The sequence below is a fragment of the Paenibacillus gyeongsangnamensis genome, from assembly GCF_027533625.1.
GTDB lineage: Bacteria > Bacillota > Bacilli > Paenibacillales > NBRC-103111 > Paenibacillus_G > Paenibacillus_G gyeongsangnamensis.
On record NZ_JAQAGZ010000010.1, the window covers coordinates 66,392 to 81,382 of the forward strand.

Annotated in this window: 15 protein-coding genes; 11 read left to right on the forward strand and 4 right to left on the reverse strand. The window is 50.6% G+C overall.

Annotation, left to right across the window (positions count from 1 at the left end; all coding sequences use genetic code 11):
• Positions 1 to 130 precede the first annotated feature (130 nt).
• The 11 genes from O9H85_RS16295 (at position 131) to O9H85_RS16345 (ending at position 8,806) form a co-directional block, all read left to right on the forward strand.
• The gene (locus O9H85_RS16295) at positions 131 to 1,969 is read left to right on the forward strand and encodes a sigma-54-dependent Fis family transcriptional regulator (RefSeq protein WP_269882474.1); all 1,839 of its coding nucleotides are present in this window, start codon (positions 131 to 133) and stop codon (positions 1,967 to 1,969) included.
• A 128-nt stretch (positions 1,970 to 2,097) separates the two neighbouring features.
• A complete protein-coding gene (locus tag O9H85_RS16300) occupies positions 2,098 to 2,451 on the forward strand; it encodes a 2-keto-3-deoxygluconate permease (protein ID WP_269882475.1) in 354 nt (117 codons plus the stop codon).
• Positions 2,452 to 2,500: 49 nt separating this feature from the next.
• Positions 2,501 to 3,805, forward strand: coding sequence for a four-carbon acid sugar kinase family protein (locus O9H85_RS16305; protein WP_269882476.1), 1,305 nt, complete (start codon positions 2,501 to 2,503; stop codon positions 3,803 to 3,805).
• Positions 3,805 to 4,809: a 4-hydroxythreonine-4-phosphate dehydrogenase PdxA gene (pdxA, locus tag O9H85_RS16310; protein WP_269882477.1), complete on the forward strand. Its 1,005-nt coding sequence runs from the start codon at positions 3,805 to 3,807 to the stop codon at positions 4,807 to 4,809. The genes O9H85_RS16305 and pdxA overlap by 1 nt, the downstream gene beginning before the upstream one ends.
• A gap of 100 nt (positions 4,810 to 4,909) precedes the next feature.
• Positions 4,910 to 5,251, forward strand: a complete 342-nt coding sequence (locus O9H85_RS16315; RefSeq protein WP_269882674.1) for an ArsR/SmtB family transcription factor — start codon at positions 4,910 to 4,912, stop codon at positions 5,249 to 5,251.
• Between the two features lie 14 nt (positions 5,252 to 5,265).
• Positions 5,266 to 5,727 (forward strand): SRPBCC family protein, encoded by a 462-nt coding sequence (locus O9H85_RS16320; RefSeq protein WP_269882478.1) that lies wholly within the window; start codon positions 5,266 to 5,268, stop codon positions 5,725 to 5,727.
• A 24-nt stretch (positions 5,728 to 5,751) separates the two neighbouring features.
• Positions 5,752 to 6,174 carry a DUF6526 family protein gene (locus tag O9H85_RS16325; protein ID WP_269882479.1) on the forward strand — a complete coding sequence of 141 codons (423 nt, stop codon included), beginning with the start codon at positions 5,752 to 5,754 and terminating at the stop codon, positions 6,172 to 6,174.
• Between the two features lie 37 nt (positions 6,175 to 6,211).
• Positions 6,212 to 6,589, forward strand: a complete 378-nt coding sequence (locus O9H85_RS16330; RefSeq protein WP_269882480.1) for a TfoX/Sxy family protein — start codon at positions 6,212 to 6,214, stop codon at positions 6,587 to 6,589.
• A gap of 181 nt (positions 6,590 to 6,770) precedes the next feature.
• The gene (gene msrA / locus O9H85_RS16335) at positions 6,771 to 7,403 is read left to right on the forward strand and encodes a peptide-methionine (S)-S-oxide reductase MsrA (RefSeq protein WP_269882481.1); all 633 of its coding nucleotides are present in this window, start codon (positions 6,771 to 6,773) and stop codon (positions 7,401 to 7,403) included.
• 86 nt (positions 7,404 to 7,489) lie between these two features.
• Positions 7,490 to 7,822, forward strand: a complete 333-nt coding sequence (locus tag O9H85_RS16340; RefSeq protein WP_269882482.1) for a WGxxGxxG family protein — start codon at positions 7,490 to 7,492, stop codon at positions 7,820 to 7,822.
• 357 nt (positions 7,823 to 8,179) lie between these two features.
• Positions 8,180 to 8,806, forward strand: a complete 627-nt coding sequence (locus O9H85_RS16345; RefSeq protein WP_269882483.1) for a trimeric intracellular cation channel family protein — start codon at positions 8,180 to 8,182, stop codon at positions 8,804 to 8,806.
• A gap of 68 nt (positions 8,807 to 8,874) precedes the next feature.
• Here O9H85_RS16345 and O9H85_RS16350 read toward each other — a convergent pair whose 3' ends face one another.
• The 4 genes from O9H85_RS16350 to O9H85_RS16365 all read right to left on the reverse strand — a co-directional run bounded on the left by O9H85_RS16350 (position 8,875) and on the right by O9H85_RS16365 (position 14,765).
• The gene (locus O9H85_RS16350; RefSeq protein ID WP_269882484.1) at positions 8,875 to 11,226 is read right to left on the reverse strand and encodes an AraC family transcriptional regulator; all 2,352 of its coding nucleotides are present in this window, start codon (positions 11,224 to 11,226) and stop codon (positions 8,875 to 8,877) included.
• A gap of 116 nt (positions 11,227 to 11,342) precedes the next feature.
• Positions 11,343 to 12,863, reverse strand: coding sequence for an extracellular solute-binding protein (locus tag O9H85_RS16355; RefSeq protein ID WP_269882485.1), 1,521 nt, complete (start codon positions 12,861 to 12,863; stop codon positions 11,343 to 11,345).
• Between the two features lie 28 nt (positions 12,864 to 12,891).
• A complete protein-coding gene (locus O9H85_RS16360) occupies positions 12,892 to 13,770 on the reverse strand; it encodes a carbohydrate ABC transporter permease (RefSeq protein WP_269882486.1) in 879 nt (292 codons plus the stop codon).
• A gap of 20 nt (positions 13,771 to 13,790) precedes the next feature.
• Entirely contained in the window at positions 13,791 to 14,765 is a 975-nt protein-coding gene (locus O9H85_RS16365; RefSeq protein ID WP_269882487.1) for an ABC transporter permease, read from the reverse strand.
• Between the last annotated feature and the right edge of the window lie 226 nt (positions 14,766 to 14,991).

The window sequence follows — 14,991 nt, forward strand, 5'->3', positions numbered from 1 at the left end:
CAAAAAAGTTCATCATACTTCCGCTTGAATTGAAAATCTATCCGGAGACTACCCTACCTAAGGGTGGTCTTTTTGTATTATAATTCTCGTAAAAGTGTTTCAATATGAAACGGGTTTCGGGGTGCAGATGATGAAAATTAACGTATTGGCGATAGCGCCTTATGTCGGGCTGCGGGATCTTTTGTTCGAGATGGTACAGGAAGAAGCATCGATTCGCATGGATGTGGAGGTAGCGGATTTGCAGGAGGCCCTGCCTTTAATACAGCAGGCCGAAGAGCGCGGCTATAACATGATCGTGAGCCGCGGAGGCACGGCGAGCCTGATTCGCCGGCATACTTCGCTTCCGGTAGTGGATATCCCCGTGTCCGGCTACGATATTTTGCGGGTGCTGACGCTCGTCCGGAAAGCCAATTCCAAAGTCGCGATCATCGGTTTCCCTAATGTATGCAAGGCGGTGTCGGAGGTATCGAGTTTGTTGGAGTTCCAAATCCCTACCTTTTCGATCAAAGACCCTTCCGAGGTCGAAACTGCGCTCCGGAAAGCTTTTCAATCCGACGTGACCATGGTTCTGGGCGATGCCGTTACGGTCCGCGCCGCGCAGGAGATGGGGTATCACGGGATTCTGATTACTTCGGGCCGCGAATCGGTCAGCGACATGTTCCGGGAAGTGCGCCGGGTCTTTGACGTCTATCGGCAAGGGCAGGAGAAAGTCATGTTCTACCGGGAAATCCTGGACAGCGATACAAGGGCGATCTTTGCTCTGGATCGTAACAAGAATGTAATGTATTTCAATAGGGCGGCTAGCGTTATCGCCGGCGGAATAGCGGAGGAAGACGTTTACGGCCGCGGCATCCGCTTCCTTCTTCCCGGCCTGTACAAGATTATTCAATCCTTGGAAGAGACGGCGGACGCCAAGGATCTGCAGCAGTTTATTCATTTGAACGACCGGCAATATAAAGTCAGCGTCATGGCTCATGGAGCGGCAGGGCGGTTTCATTACCTGGTCAGTCTGGATTCGATCGAAAACTGGAGAAACGAGCGGAAGTTTGCGGCCAATATCCCTTCAAGGCTCACCACCTTTCACCAGCTGGTCGGTTCGAGCGTGATTCTCAAGAAAACGGTATCCCGGGCCCGGAAATATGCCCAAACCGATCGCAATGTCTGGATTTCGGGGGAAAAGGGAACGGGCAAGTCCATGTTTGCCCAAGCGATTCATTCGGCAAGCAAGCGGCATGATCAAGGCTTTTATATGATCCCGTGCGGGGAGATGATAGAGCAGGAGCTGGATGCTCTGCTCGTAGGCAGTACGGAGGAGCTTAGCTTGCCGGAAACGGGCTTCGCCGGGACGATCTATCTGAATCATGTGGACAGGCTGGACCGTACGGCACAGGAGAAATGGCTTCAGGTCATCAAGCAGCATAGGAGCATCCGCTTTCTGGCGTCCTCTTCGACCACGTTGAACCGGTTGAAAAGCAGGTCCGACTATAACCAAGATCTTATTCTGGTACTGAGCGAGCTGCATATTACGGTTCCCCCACTGAAAGAACGGATGGAGGACTTGGATGAAATCGTAAGGGTACTGATCGCCTCCTATAATCTGCAATCCGGCAAGCAAATCGTAGGCTTCCGCGATTCCGCGATGGACGAGCTGACGCAGTATCATTGGGCGGGGAATTTGCTTGAGCTGGAGAATGCCGTTCATGAAATGCTCATCTTGACCAAAGGAAACTATGTTGAAGCCAAGGAAGCGGCGCTGGTCATTGACCGGTATAAGCAAACGGAGAGTCTGAATGCGGTGACGACGGCGCAAATCGATCTGAGGGGGTCGATGGAGGAAATTGAGCGGCGTATCATCATGCATGTCCTTCAGGAGGAAGGCATGAATCAATCCAAGACTTGTAAGAGGCTGGGTATCAACCGTACCACCCTGTGGAGAAAAATAAATAAAACGTTGAATAATGAAACATAATGTCGATTGAATGTCTAGAACTCTCTCGTTATAATAAGAAACGTAGCGCTTACACAACCATTATTATGTTTCAGAATGAAACAAAATATGTAGAGCAGCTATTGAACGGATTCCCGGCGGTATGATGATTGTTCCTTTGCTGTTTTTCCTTGGGGGCCGGACTGAACCTGGGCGATGTCTGGAAAGCCGGCGTACTCGGTGTCTTGATGGGCGTTGCGGTTGTGATCGTCACGGGACTGGCTCTCATGGCAACGGACCGAGACCGGAGGGAACGGAGTGGCAGGCTTGGCCGCGGCTACGACGGCGGTAAGCGGCGGGAGTACCGGCAGCCGTGGCTGCAGCGAACTCGATCTCCGCTTGTGCCTTCGGCTACCGCTCTGGTTGCATCTTGCGTTATTGTAACGGCCATTTTCTGCCCTATCGTCACGGCTTGGTGGGCCAAGCAACGGGCATCACAGCAAATTAACATGGGAGAACCTTAAGTCCTGGGCCGACCAGGGCTTCTCCTTTTTATTATGGGGAGGCATTCAAGTGGAACGGATATCTATTATTGCAGATGATTTGACGGGTGCTTCGGACTCCGGTGTCCAATTTGCCAGAAACGGGCTCAAGACGCAGGTGATCTTTGATTGGACGTCGATTTCGGACGAAGAGGGCGAATGGGATGTTATCGTCATTGATACGGACAGCCGCTCCATCGCAGGAAAGACGGCCTATGACCGAGTGAAGAGCGCCGCGCTGGCGTTAAAGGATAAAGGCTTTAGTTGGATTTATAAAAAGATGGATTCGACGCTTCGCGGCAACCTTGGACAGGAAATCGGCGGCGTCATGGATGCTTACGGGTTCGAGGCCGCTTTTATCGCACCCGCGTTTCCGAGAATCGGCCGAACGACCGTAGGCGGGATTCACTATTTGAACGGTATGCCTATTCATGAGACGGAAATGGCGAGAGATCCGAAGACGCCGGTGCCGGATTCGGACATCGCACGTATGGTAACGAACCAATCGGGGAAAGCTTGTGCGAATATCGGACTATCCTTGCTGCGGGAAGGTTCCGAATCGGTGTGCCGTTATATTACGGATGCCATCGGGCGCGGTACGAACTGGTTTGTGTTCGATGCGGAAACCGATGAGGATCTGACACGTATCGCCGCATTGTTCCAATTCTTCGGCTCGCGGGTTCTCTGGGCGGGATCCGCAGGCTTGGCGGAATTTTTATTAACGGCGGGTCATCCTAAGAAGCCCGGCTCTCATAGCAAGCAGCACCCGGCCCAAGGACCCGTGATGCTCGTTGCCGGCAGCTTATCGGGTACGACCCGCGAGCAAGTGGCGGAAGTGAATCGGCAGGCGCATGTGACGGCCGTGGAGATGGACCCGATCGCAGTCATCGGATCGGCTGAAGCCCGAGGTCAAGAAATAGAGCGCTGCATCGCTAAGCTGCAGTCCGCCCTGTCCGAAGGGACGGATGCTTCTTTGTATACCGGCTCGTCGCCTGAGCAGGTTGCCGCGACGAAAGAAAGAGGGGCGGAGCTGGGCCTGGAGCCCTCGGACGTATCCAACCGTATCGCAGACGCGTTAGGGGCGATCGCAAGCAAGGCGGTTTCCGCTGAACCGGTCAAGGGGCTTGTGCTGACCGGAGGCGATACGGCTAAGGCGGTCTGCAGATATTTGGGGGTACACGGTATTGAGCTGCGGACGGAGGTAGAGCCGGGTATTCCTTACGGAATGCTGCTTGGAGGAGTCCGAATGGCTACGGTGACCAAAGCGGGCGCTTTCGGAAACGCCAAGTCATTATGGCACGCCATGCAATTTATTCATCTGGAGAGAGGAGAGTAATGGATATGACGAAACCGATCATTGGCATTACGATGGGGGATGGAGCGGGGGTCGGCCCCGAGATCATTATGAAGGCGCTGGGGGATCCGTCAGTCTATGAAGGCTGCCGTCCTTTCGTCATCGGAGACGCTCAGCTGCTGGAGCGGGCGGGCCGCGTTGTCGGCAGTCCGCTGCAGGTTCGATCGATCTCGTCCTTGTCGGAGGCGAACTATGCCTTTGGCGTCGTGGACTGCTTCGACCTAAAGCTGCTGCCCGCCGACCTGCCGTTCGGACAAGTTTCGGCCGAAGCCGGACACGCTGCGTTTATGTACCTGAAGCAAGCGATCGAGCTGGCGAATGAAGGACAGATCGATGCCATTTGTACAGCTCCCTTGAATAAAGAAGCCCTGCACAAGGGCGGTCATTTGTATCCCGGGCATACCGAGATTTTGGCTGAATTGACTGGCACGAAAGATTTTGCCATGATGCTCTCGGCGCCTAAGCTGAAGGTCATTCATGTAACGACTCATGTAGGCATAATCGACGCCGTGAGAATGATAGAACCGCAGCGCGTCTACCATGTCATTCGGATGGCGCATGAAACCCTTCAAAAGGCGGGCTATGCGAATCCGCGCATTGCCGTGTGCGGCATCAACCCTCATGCCGGAGAAAACGGATTGTTCGGCTACGGCGAGGAGGAGGAGAAGATCGTCCCGGCCGTGAAGCGTGCGCTGGAAGAAGGAATACAGGTTCAAGGGCCGCTCCCGGCGGATACACTATTCTTCCGTACGACCCGAGGGGACTTCGACATTGTGGTCGCGATGTACCACGATCAAGGGCATGGTCCAGTCAAAGTGCTCGGGCTGGAAGCGGGGGTTAATATTACGGTAGGATTGCCGATTATCCGTACCAGCGTCGACCACGGAACGGCGTTCGATATTGCCGGTAAAGGGATTGCCGACGAGCAGAGCATCAAGGAAGCTTTGCGGCAGGCGATCGAGCTAGCCCCGAAACGAAACGATTAATTCACGAATTGCAGCAGCTATCACAGAGATTTCTCTGAGATGGCTGCTTTTTTCTTTTGCAAGCTTGACAGAAGAAAATCAAGCCATTATATTTAACCATATGGTTAAATGTGACGATGGAGATACTTTAAATCGTGTTTTTTCAGTTCTTTCTGACCCCACGAGGCGAGAGATGATTGCACAGTTAGCCAAAGGCGAGATGACGGTCATGAAATTAGCTGAGCCTTTTAAGATGTCGTTGCCTGCTGTATCCAAGCATCTGAAGGTTCTTGAAAAGGCTGGTTTAGTTTCTGTGAGAAAAGAAGGGAGGTACCGCTATTACTTTCTAAACCCGGCATCCATAGACTGTGCGAATCAATGGCTAACCGACCTGCAGCGGTTCTGGACTTCACAATTATCAAATCTTGAACGCTTTTTGGAACAAAATACAAACAAAGATTAAAGGAGACAATGCACATGATCGATATGCATAACGGCCAATTCACACTTCAACTGAATCATACCTACAAGGCGAGCAGAGATCGGGTATTTCAAGCTTGGACCAAACAAGATCTGCTGAAACAATGGTGGGGGCCGCAAGGCTTCACGACTACCGTGGATCGAATGGATGTTGTCGAAGGGGGAGGCTACCGGTTCATTATGCAAGCTCCGAATGGATCAAATCATATTATTGGCGGCAGCTATGTCGAGATCGTCCCGAATGAAAAGTTAGTGTTTACTTGGAAATGGGAGCATCAAAGCGGCGGCAAGGAACAGGAGGAAACGCTGGTCACCATCGAGTTTACAGAGCAAGATACGGGAACCAAGCTCGTTGTTACGCATGAAAACTTCTCCACCATGAACGAAGCGGAGAATCATAACAACGGCTGGAGCAGCTCTTTGGAAGGCTTTAAACATTATTTGGAGCAGCAGGTCTAATCTATCCATTGGGAGGTCAATACATTGTCTACTCAAAACTATAATAATCACCGGAGATTCCATCCGATTTATCATTATTTTATGCCTTTATTGTTACTGGCAACGTTAATAAGCGTAATCGTTCTTTTATTCAAAGAAGGCTTCAGTCTCTCCTCCGTTGTCATCTTGCTTATCTTTGTAGGTCTCGCAATAAGCTTCTTCTTACTAAGAGCTTATCCGTTAAAAGCGCAGGACAGAGCCATTAAAGCGGAGGAAAATCTTCGGCATTACGTTTTGAAAGGACAATTGCTTGATTCACGGCTTACGTTTGCTCAGATTACAGCTTTGCGTTTTGCAAGCGATGCTGAATTTCCCGACTTAGCCCAGAAAGCCGTATCCCAAAACTTAAGCCCGGATGATATTAAAAAGGCGATTAAAAATTGGAGAGCCGACAATGATAGGGTGTAGAGTCTAACGTCTGATTATTGAAAAGAGGTAATAACCCATGTCCATGCCACGCCCTGATGATGAATCCAAAGCGTTATTCGCTTCGGTTGTGCCGGCAGACCCGCGCGTTAAGATCAAGCCCATGTTCGGTTCTTTGGCCGGCTTTATTAACGGCAATATGTTTACCGGCCTGTATGGACAGGAGATCTTTGTCCGTCTGCCGGAAGAGCAGCGACTGCAATTGATTCAAGAAGGCGCAACCGAGTTTTCACCGATGCCGGGCAAACCGATGAAGGAGTATGTTGCGGTTCCGGATGAGTGGCGGAACGATCCGGATAAGATAAGCGATTTAATCGCCCGGTCGCTGTCATGGGCGGAAACCTTGCCTGAGAAGGTGCCGGCGAAAAAACAAAGCAAGAAAACAACGACGAAATGAGGACCATCTTCCTGCTTCGCTGGCTGACGCATTAAATCGGCGGTCCTGCGACCCGGGGAAACCATATTCCTATGTCGGTTAAATTCCGACAAGCGAAAGATACCTGCCCAGGTGTCTTTTTGCCATATTCAAGTTAAACTAGGATTAATGCATTCAAGAACAAGATAAGGGCGGGTTTATCATGTGCTCAACGATTCAAACCGTTTCGCTTGGAATGGGCTGCTTTTGGAGTCCGGAAGCGCTCTTCGGCCATTTGCCCGGCGTGATAAGAACGCGCGTGGGGTATGCCGGGGGGACCGCGAAGGACCCGACTTACCGCCGGATGGGGGACCATTCGGAAACGGTCGAGATCGATTTTTCACCCGATATCATCCGGATCGAAGAACTGCTGGAGGTGTTCTGGGAGCATCATAACCCGGTCAACATCAATGATTATAAAGGGCGCCAATACCGCTCCTTGGTATTGTACCGGGACGAGAAGCAATGGGATGCTATACAACGCGTGATAAGGCAGCGGAAGGAACAAGGAAAGGGAGAACCGCAAACCGAGGCAGCTCCTTATAGCGGATTTTACCTGGCCGAGGACCGGCATCAAAAGTATTATTTAAAAAGATACCCGGATGCGATGGAAAAGCTGAGCGCCCTCTATCGGGATGAGAAGGAACTGGTCAATTCCACCCTTGCGGCCCGGTTGAACGGACTAGCCAAGGGATACACCAACCTGGAGCGTATACGGAACGAAATCGCCCGGTGGCCGGCAAGTCTTGAGGAGCGGACACGGATGATTGATCTGATTCAGCAAATCCGGTGGTGAGCGCAGGCTGCCTAGACGGCCAAATAATCCCCGCCGTCTATGGGCATGCTAGAAGCAATTGGTGCTAACGGATGGAGGAATTACCCATGGTTTTTAACAAGCTCCTGGCTGCTCTGCTCTCCGGCTTAGTGATCAGTCTGTTGGTATGTTCCGCTATGCTTGCGGAGACCGCTCCTTCAACGAACTCGCAGGCGAGCTCTGGAGGTCCCTACGGCGCATCCGGATTTTCAGGCTCAGGCTATACGGGCAACGGGTTTTACCCTTCGGCAAGCCGTGCACAGAGCTATGAGGTTTATAATCCTTCGGTTGGTTCCGCCATTATCCAGTCTGTGAATGATAAGGACCGCTCCCACTGGGGCTGGTTAGGTTTATTGGGGCTGCTAGGATGGGTCGGAGCCGTCCAAGTCCGGAGGAGGTAGCAGGGGAGCTTGGCGGCTTAGCTTAGGATACCATTGAAGACCGGATCCGATTCAGCTATAATATTAAACATATTGTCAAGCGTATGGAACAGGGATAACCAATGTTCTTGTTCTATTGACAATCCATCATTCCAGTGGAATGGTAGCTTAGTAGGGATTGCTAACTTACTACTCCTCTTTAAGGAACGGCATGCCGTGACTCGGCTGCCTCCTTAAGGAGGAGTTTTTTTATTTTAGTTGATAAGAATTTATAAGTTTTCGTAACTTATAGCATCGCATCAACCTTGGTAAACGCGCTGGTCCTTATAAAACAAGGACGGCGTAGCCGTTTATCCTGGTAACGACGGAGGTTTCTGCATGTCTTGGATCGTACTGCATGTTTTAGGTATCATGGCTTATGCCGCAACCGGAGCTATGGTGGCCATGGAGGCCGAATATTCCATTATCGGCGTTTTTGTGCTCGGATTTACGACCTCCTTCGGAGGGGCGATCATCCGGAATGTCATCATTGAAGCCCCGGTTTCCGGGCTTTGGGACTCGTTTACGATCGCTATCGTATTAGCGACGCTGACGCTGATCGTCTTACTGCCGTCCGGCTGGATGCATCATTGGCGAAGATGGGGCTTGTTCTTCGATTCCATAGGACTTGCCTCCTTTGCCTTGCAAGGGGCCTTAGCCGCGAAGCAGGTTCATGATCACGCGAGCGTGCTCCTCTTGTCGGCGATGTTCACGGGACTGGGCGGAGGGATGATCCGGGACCTCCTGGCCGGGCGTAAGCCGCTCGCCTTGAAGGAAGAGATTCATGCCGTGCTGGCTTTGCTCTGCGGGGGCTGCGTGTGGCTCGGCTGGACAAGCTCGATTCAGCTTACGTTCATTGTCCTGGGCGCGGCGGGAATTCGAATGCTGGCGATCCGGTATCGATGGAGCCTGCATCTTCCCGGCCGTTTGAATCGGACCTTTCGCCCTCTGAAAACAATAAAATGACCCGCTATGAGGGTCACATTTATTCCAAAAATGTCTCTCATACGAGTCACGTTCAAGATCTGCATGGACTATTTCATTGCCATAAACTTATCTCTATATTGGCCGGGCGTCATATTCTCGAATTTTTTGAACAAACGTATAAAGTAGGATGGCTGATATCCGATCGATTCGGCGATTTCATTTACTTTCAGGTCCGTGCCGCCGAGCAATTCCTTTGCCTTATCCAATCGCAGTTGTATCAAATAATCAATAAAATTTATTCCGTTGATCTGTTTGAACGCTTTACTGAGCGCATAAGGGGTAGTGTTGAAAGCTTCCGCACACGCTTCAAGCGATATATCATCGGTAAACCGCTGTCTCAGCATTTCCGTAACTTGTTCTATGAGCTGTTTCATGTGGATGTCCTGATGCTGACTTAATTTCTCAGTGTAAGGCGAGATGACCTTGCGCTGGAAAAACTTGATCATCTGCTCCGGCTCGCGAAGCTGGTTCAATTGCTCGTAAAGATTGTCGCCCCCGAATAAGTTGTGCGGATGAAAGCCGGCTTCCAGCATCGTATGCAGGATGCTTCCCAGCACCTGCATGACTCCTTCCTGAAGCAGCTTCTCTTTGCCGGATTGACGGACAAACTCCATGACGAAAGCATCGATAAGACGCATGGATTGCTCGCCCTGACCCATTCGTATCGCCTGTATCAGTTCCTTCTCAAGAGCAAAAGGGTATTGGACATGATGATTGGCGCTAGGCAGCATTTCCTCCAGGTCGAGCACCTGATAATCCTCTTTCAAATCCCGGTAACGGATCGCGCTGCGCAAAAACGGCAGCATCTGAGGGATATCTTTGGCCTGCGAGGTTAATCTTCCGATACAAATCGCGCTTTGCACCTTGAGCAGCGAGCTGATCGTTCGAGTCAGGTCATTCGCTAACAGATACAACTCCTCTTTAACCTGCTGTTTCGATTTTTCGATCGGATAGGATTGCAGAATGCCGACCGTTAAATCCTGAAAATTAATGATCTCCGCCTGACAGCTTCGTTTACCGATGATTTCTTGGGCGATATTGGCTGCCGCAAACGTCACCAACTGGTCTTCGCTTTCCATAAATCTGCCGTCGACTCTGGAGAATCCGGTTATCTGAATAAGCATGACAACGAACCATCGGGATTCCGCTTGCCATCCGAAGCCCTCTATTCGGCGCCGCAGCTCCGGCTCGCTTAAAGAATAAAAGTGCCCCTGCACGAGCTGCATCAAGAAAGCGGCTCTGAGCGAAGGATACGCTTGCTCCAGCTTCGACTCCAGCGCTTTGCTCTCTTGGCTCAAATGGTTCCATTGGCTTTCAATAAATTCCAGCTCATCTCCAAGGCTGTCATGAACGGGCTTGTCTTCCTTAATCACGCTGACTAACCGCCCGATCGGGCGATATAAGCGGTTCGATGCCACCCAAGAAAGCAGAACGGCCATCAGAAGCCCGAATAAGCCGATGCCTAACATGATTCTCGACATAATGACGACCGGCGCCGTCATTTGGGACAGGGAACTGGCGGTCACATACTTCCACGGCTTCCCCAGCCTGGAAAACTCCCCGTAGGATACGGAATACGACTGACCTTTCCAGCTGAATAAATAAGAGCCGTTTTCTTCGTTTCTTTTCATCAAATCAGTTTGAATAGCCGACTCCAACGACGCTTGTTCGGGGTCGGTGATCGTCTGGGATACGATAATATGCCCGTCCTTCCCCATAAGAAAGGAGGCTCCTTTATCGTCTGTAGTCATTTCCTCCACCATTTGCACCAGCTTGGCTTTATCCAGGTAAAAAATGAGAGCGCCGTAAGGCTGACCGATGCTTGGAAGCTTGTGCACCAAAGCGACGTAAGAGCCGGCCCCCTTGGCATTCGCTTTATTGAGCGAATCGATCCAGAATACTCCTTTACCCTGATCCAGCAGGGAATGAAACCGGTTGCGGTCCTGCTCATCGGTAATCGGTACGATCCCCTCAATATCGGAAACGCTTATCGGCTGCCGTTGATTTAAATACAAATGCACCTGATCGATTAACGGATAAGCTCCCTTCATCACACCTAAGAAGCGGTATAGACTTTGCGTTATATTATAGTCTTCATTCAGATTGATATCGTGTAAACGTGCGTCCAATCTGCTGTCAAGAGACCACTGAGTGGCTGCCAGCTCGAGCTGGGCAAAATTATCGTTCATGCGGTCTATCGTTTTCTTCAGCAGCGCCTCGTGATTCTTAATAATCTCATTCTCTATATGCGAGCGTCCCGTTAAATAGGAGGTGATCCCGATAATCGCTGTAGGCAGACTAGTAATACAAAGCACCAATATCAAGCTTTTGCGATAAAAATTGCTCTTACCGGTGCGCTGGGTCCACCATTGCCATAGCTGCCTCCACCGAAACCACATAGCTTCTCCCTCTTCCCGCGTCGTGTTCTTTTATTATACTTAACCCCGACGCGGCTGCATATAGTCATGAAAAATTCCCCCCGTCGCCTGAACTTCCCGATCGGGGGGTGAGAGTGTTATTTCTTCGCACTCATTCTTTTTTGGTAAGCGTCGTTCATCTCGGCCGTAATTTTGATAAAATCCGGATCGGCCTTCAGCTTAGCGACATAATCATCCCATGCGCTGATCGGCTCCTTGCCCATAATGACCTTGGTTTTCATATCTTGAATTTTCTTCTTGAGCTCGGTTCCTACCTTGACGTTCGTATCCGAATTCAAACCGACAGAAGGGTCGCCTATGCTGATCTTGGCTTTCTCATCGATAATTTTTTTGTTGCGTTCCAGCACATCCTGAGGCATACCTGTTCTGTAAGCGCGCTGATAAGGGTCATATTTCAAGAAAATTTGACCGAAGGCTTGTTGGGCGACAATATCCTTTTTTGCCTGCTCGGTCGGCGTTTTGATGCCGTCTTTCTCGGTGTAGTGTACATCCTTCAAGCCGAAGCTGGCCAGATCGCTTCCTTCTTGGCTCGCTCCATAATCCATGAATTTAAGCAACTGCTTGACCTTCGCTTCCGGAACGGACTTCGGAATTGCGTACATTCCGAAAAATCCGCTGTCTTTATTGGAATAGCCGTTGAGCGATACAAGCGGCAGGAAATCCGCCTTCGGATCGGTCTTGCGAAGCTCCTCCGTCGGCTCCCAGGCCGCTTCGACCGTATCCTGGAACCCGCCGCCGCGGTTCGATTTCAACAAATCTTTGGCCTGAGTATTTTTTAATACCGCCAAGTCTTCAGGAATCAGCTTCTCTTTATAAGCACGGTTAAGCCATACCAGACAGTCCTTCATCTCAGGCAGCAGGTTTACGTTGACCAGCTTGCCGTCCACCAGTTTCCAGTCTCCGTTCGTTTTGGTAAAGCTGTTTTGCATCTGTCCAAAATAGGACATTCCGTTTTGATCCACGAAGCCTACGTAACCGATGGTGCCTTTTCCGCCCGGATCTTTTTCGGCGAACGCTTTCATGACATTGTACAGATCGTCGGTCGTTTTCGGAACTTGAAGATTCAATTTATCGAGCCAGTCCTTGCGTATATAAGGGAAGCCGCCGCCATCGGTAGGTCGGGGACGGGGAATGCCGTAATTTTTGCCGTCCGCCTGCTTCGTATTTTCCCACGATTCCTTCGGATATTGCATCAGATTCGGGTAATCCTTAAGGAGCGGGGTCAGATCCCAGAATGCGCCTTGCGACACCATGCCGCGCACCTGTGCGCTGAAGGGGTCATCCAGCAGGATCAAATCCGGAATGTCGCCGGAGGCCAAGGTGACGTTAATTTTATCCGCGTAATTGTTCGGCGAAACCCATGTGATCTTCAGCTTGCTGTTTGTTCTTTTCTCTACTTCTTTGATGATGACGTTGTCCGGTCCCGGAGGCTCCGGCGTATAATACATGGTCATGATGCTGATGTCCGTCGGCTTCCCTCCCGAGGCTCCTGCCGTACCGCCCGCCGCCTGGCCGGATTTATCGCCGGACGAGCATGCTGAGAGGAGCGAAGAAGCCAATAAAGCGGAAGCGACAACCATTGAAGTTTTCTTGTTCATTTTCTCTAGACCTCCTGATTTGTGGGACTTATTCTTTGACGGAACCGACCATGGCTCCCTTGGCGAAATGCTTTTGCAGAAAAGGGTAGACCAAGAGAATCGGTACGGTAGCGATGACAACCGCCGCCATCTTCAGCGTTTCCGGCGGAATCCGCTGCTCGGACATCATCTCGGCCGCCGCAGAACCGCCTGCCGCCGTGGAAGCGTCGATCAGCATGTTTTGCAGCAATACCTGAAGCGGATGCTTCGTAAAATCATTGATGTATAAGAGCGCCGTAAAAAAGGTGTTCCAATAAGCTACGGCGTAAAACAACCCGAATGCGGCAAGCGAAGGCAGCGATAACGGCAAGATGATCCGGTACCAAACGCTGATATCGTTACAGCCATCGATTCTCGCTGCTTCTTCGAGGCTTGCCGGAATACTGTCGAAGAAGCCTTTCATCAGTAAAATATACCATCCGCTGGTCAGTACCGGTAAAATCAGCGACCAAGTGCTGTTGATAAGATGCAAGTCCCGTACCAGCAAATACGGCGGTATAATCCCCGGATTGAATAAGGTGGTCAGAAGGATCAGCAGCATCATCCATTTGCGTCCCTGCAATCTTTTGCGCGATATGGCGTAGGAAAGGCAGGAGGTGACGAGTAAGCTGAGCACCGTGCCGACAACCGCCAGAAATACACTGTTTCCTATAGCATGAAGAAAAGCATCGGTGGACATTAAGTATTTGTAGGAAGCCAAACTCCATTTCGCCGGAAGCAGCCTGATTTCATTCGACGAATAAACCGAAGGATCCGTGAATGAAACGGCAAAGACATAGTAGAGCGGGAAGAAAGTAATAATGCCGATGACTCCGAGAAGGAAGACATTCACCACATTGAAGACGCGGTCACTTCTGTTTTGTATCACGGTCTGGCCCCTCCTTCATGTTAATATACGCCTTCTTCGCCGAATTTTTTGGCAAGCTTGTTCGCCCCGATGACCAGCAGAAGCCCGACGACGGATTTAAACAGCCCGACAGCCGTACTATAGCTGAATTGTCCCTGCTTTACACCCAAGCGGTACACATACGTATCGAAAACATCCGCAACCTCGGAGACGGCGCCGTTCATCATTAGGAAGACTTGCTCGAAACCGACGTCCATAATATGACCTAGCCGTAAGATCAACAAAATAATGATCACCGACCGGATACCGGGCAAGGTGACATGCCACATTTGGCGAAAACGGCCTGCTCCATCCATCTTGGCTGCTTCATACAGCTGAGGATCGATGCTCGCCATGGCAGCCAGGAAGATGATCGTTCCCCATCCGGCATCCTTCCAGATGGACTGTGCCGTGAGCATCCCCCAAAAATAATTTTTGTTCGTCAAGAAATCGATTTTGGAGAACCCTAAGCTGACAAGGATTTGATTAACCGCTCCATCACCTGTCGAAAATAAGAGGAAAGTAATCCCTACAATGATGACCCAGGAGAGAAAGTGCGGCAAATAAACGATGGATTGAATGATTTTTTTGTACATCGCGTTTCTCACTTCGTTAAGCATCAGGGACAAAACAATCGGCAGCGGAAAGAAAAGAACCAAAGACAGGGCGTTAATCGCTAACGTATTGCGGAACAGTACGAGAAAATCCGGATTCGAGAAGAAACGTTGAAAGTGCTCCAATCCCACCCAAGGACTCCCTGTGACTCCTTGGTAGGGGGAATAGTTCTGAAAGGAAATGACAATTCCCCACATCGGCACATAACGGAATATAAGAAAATAAAGCAGGCCTGGCAGCGCCAATACATATAAGAATCGGTCTCGTACGATTCCCGTCCAAATCTGCTTAATTCGGCCCGTTCTTATATCACCCTTACTTTGGGATGACGCGTGAGTAACCGGTTTCAAAGTTGAATCCATGAAGTCTGCCCTCCGTTCACATGGTAGTTGGTATTACAATCGGAACGCTGAATTTAATCTACACCGGAGCCCCGTTTCCGGCAATCATCCATTTTTGTAACGCCGATTTTAAGGCATAGGAAGGGTTTACGGATCAATTTCCTGGCATTGATTTTTTTTGTCCCGGAACACAAACAATGCCCTTCCGGCTTCCTGCTGGGAAGCGAAAGGGCTGAAAAGTTTGCTT

What these genes read in the sequence shown, in the direction of transcription:
- O9H85_RS16340 (WP_269882482.1), top strand. Translation starts at nt 7,490, where the DNA reads ATGGTTTTTAACAAGCTCCTGGCTGCTCTGCTCTCCGGCTTAGTGATC.
- O9H85_RS16295 (WP_269882474.1), top strand. Translation starts at nt 131, where the DNA reads ATGAAAATTAACGTATTGGCGATAGCGCCTTATGTCGGGCTGCGGGAT.
- O9H85_RS16365 (WP_269882487.1), bottom strand. Translation starts at nt 14,765, where the DNA reads ATGGATTCAACTTTGAAACCGGTTACTCACGCGTCATCCCAAAGTAAG.
- O9H85_RS16315 (WP_269882674.1), top strand. Translation starts at nt 4,910, where the DNA reads ATGGTTAAATGTGACGATGGAGATACTTTAAATCGTGTTTTTTCAGTT.
- O9H85_RS16345 (WP_269882483.1), top strand. Translation starts at nt 8,180, where the DNA reads ATGTCTTGGATCGTACTGCATGTTTTAGGTATCATGGCTTATGCCGCA.
- pdxA (WP_269882477.1), top strand. Translation starts at nt 3,805, where the DNA reads ATGGATATGACGAAACCGATCATTGGCATTACGATGGGGGATGGAGCG.
- O9H85_RS16330 (WP_269882480.1), top strand. Translation starts at nt 6,212, where the DNA reads ATGTCCATGCCACGCCCTGATGATGAATCCAAAGCGTTATTCGCTTCG.
- O9H85_RS16355 (WP_269882485.1), bottom strand. Translation starts at nt 12,863, where the DNA reads ATGAACAAGAAAACTTCAATGGTTGTCGCTTCCGCTTTATTGGCTTCT.
- msrA (WP_269882481.1), top strand. Translation starts at nt 6,771, where the DNA reads ATGTGCTCAACGATTCAAACCGTTTCGCTTGGAATGGGCTGCTTTTGG.
- O9H85_RS16350 (WP_269882484.1), bottom strand. Translation starts at nt 11,226, where the DNA reads ATGTGGTTTCGGTGGAGGCAGCTATGGCAATGGTGGACCCAGCGCACC.
- O9H85_RS16320 (WP_269882478.1), top strand. Translation starts at nt 5,266, where the DNA reads ATGATCGATATGCATAACGGCCAATTCACACTTCAACTGAATCATACC.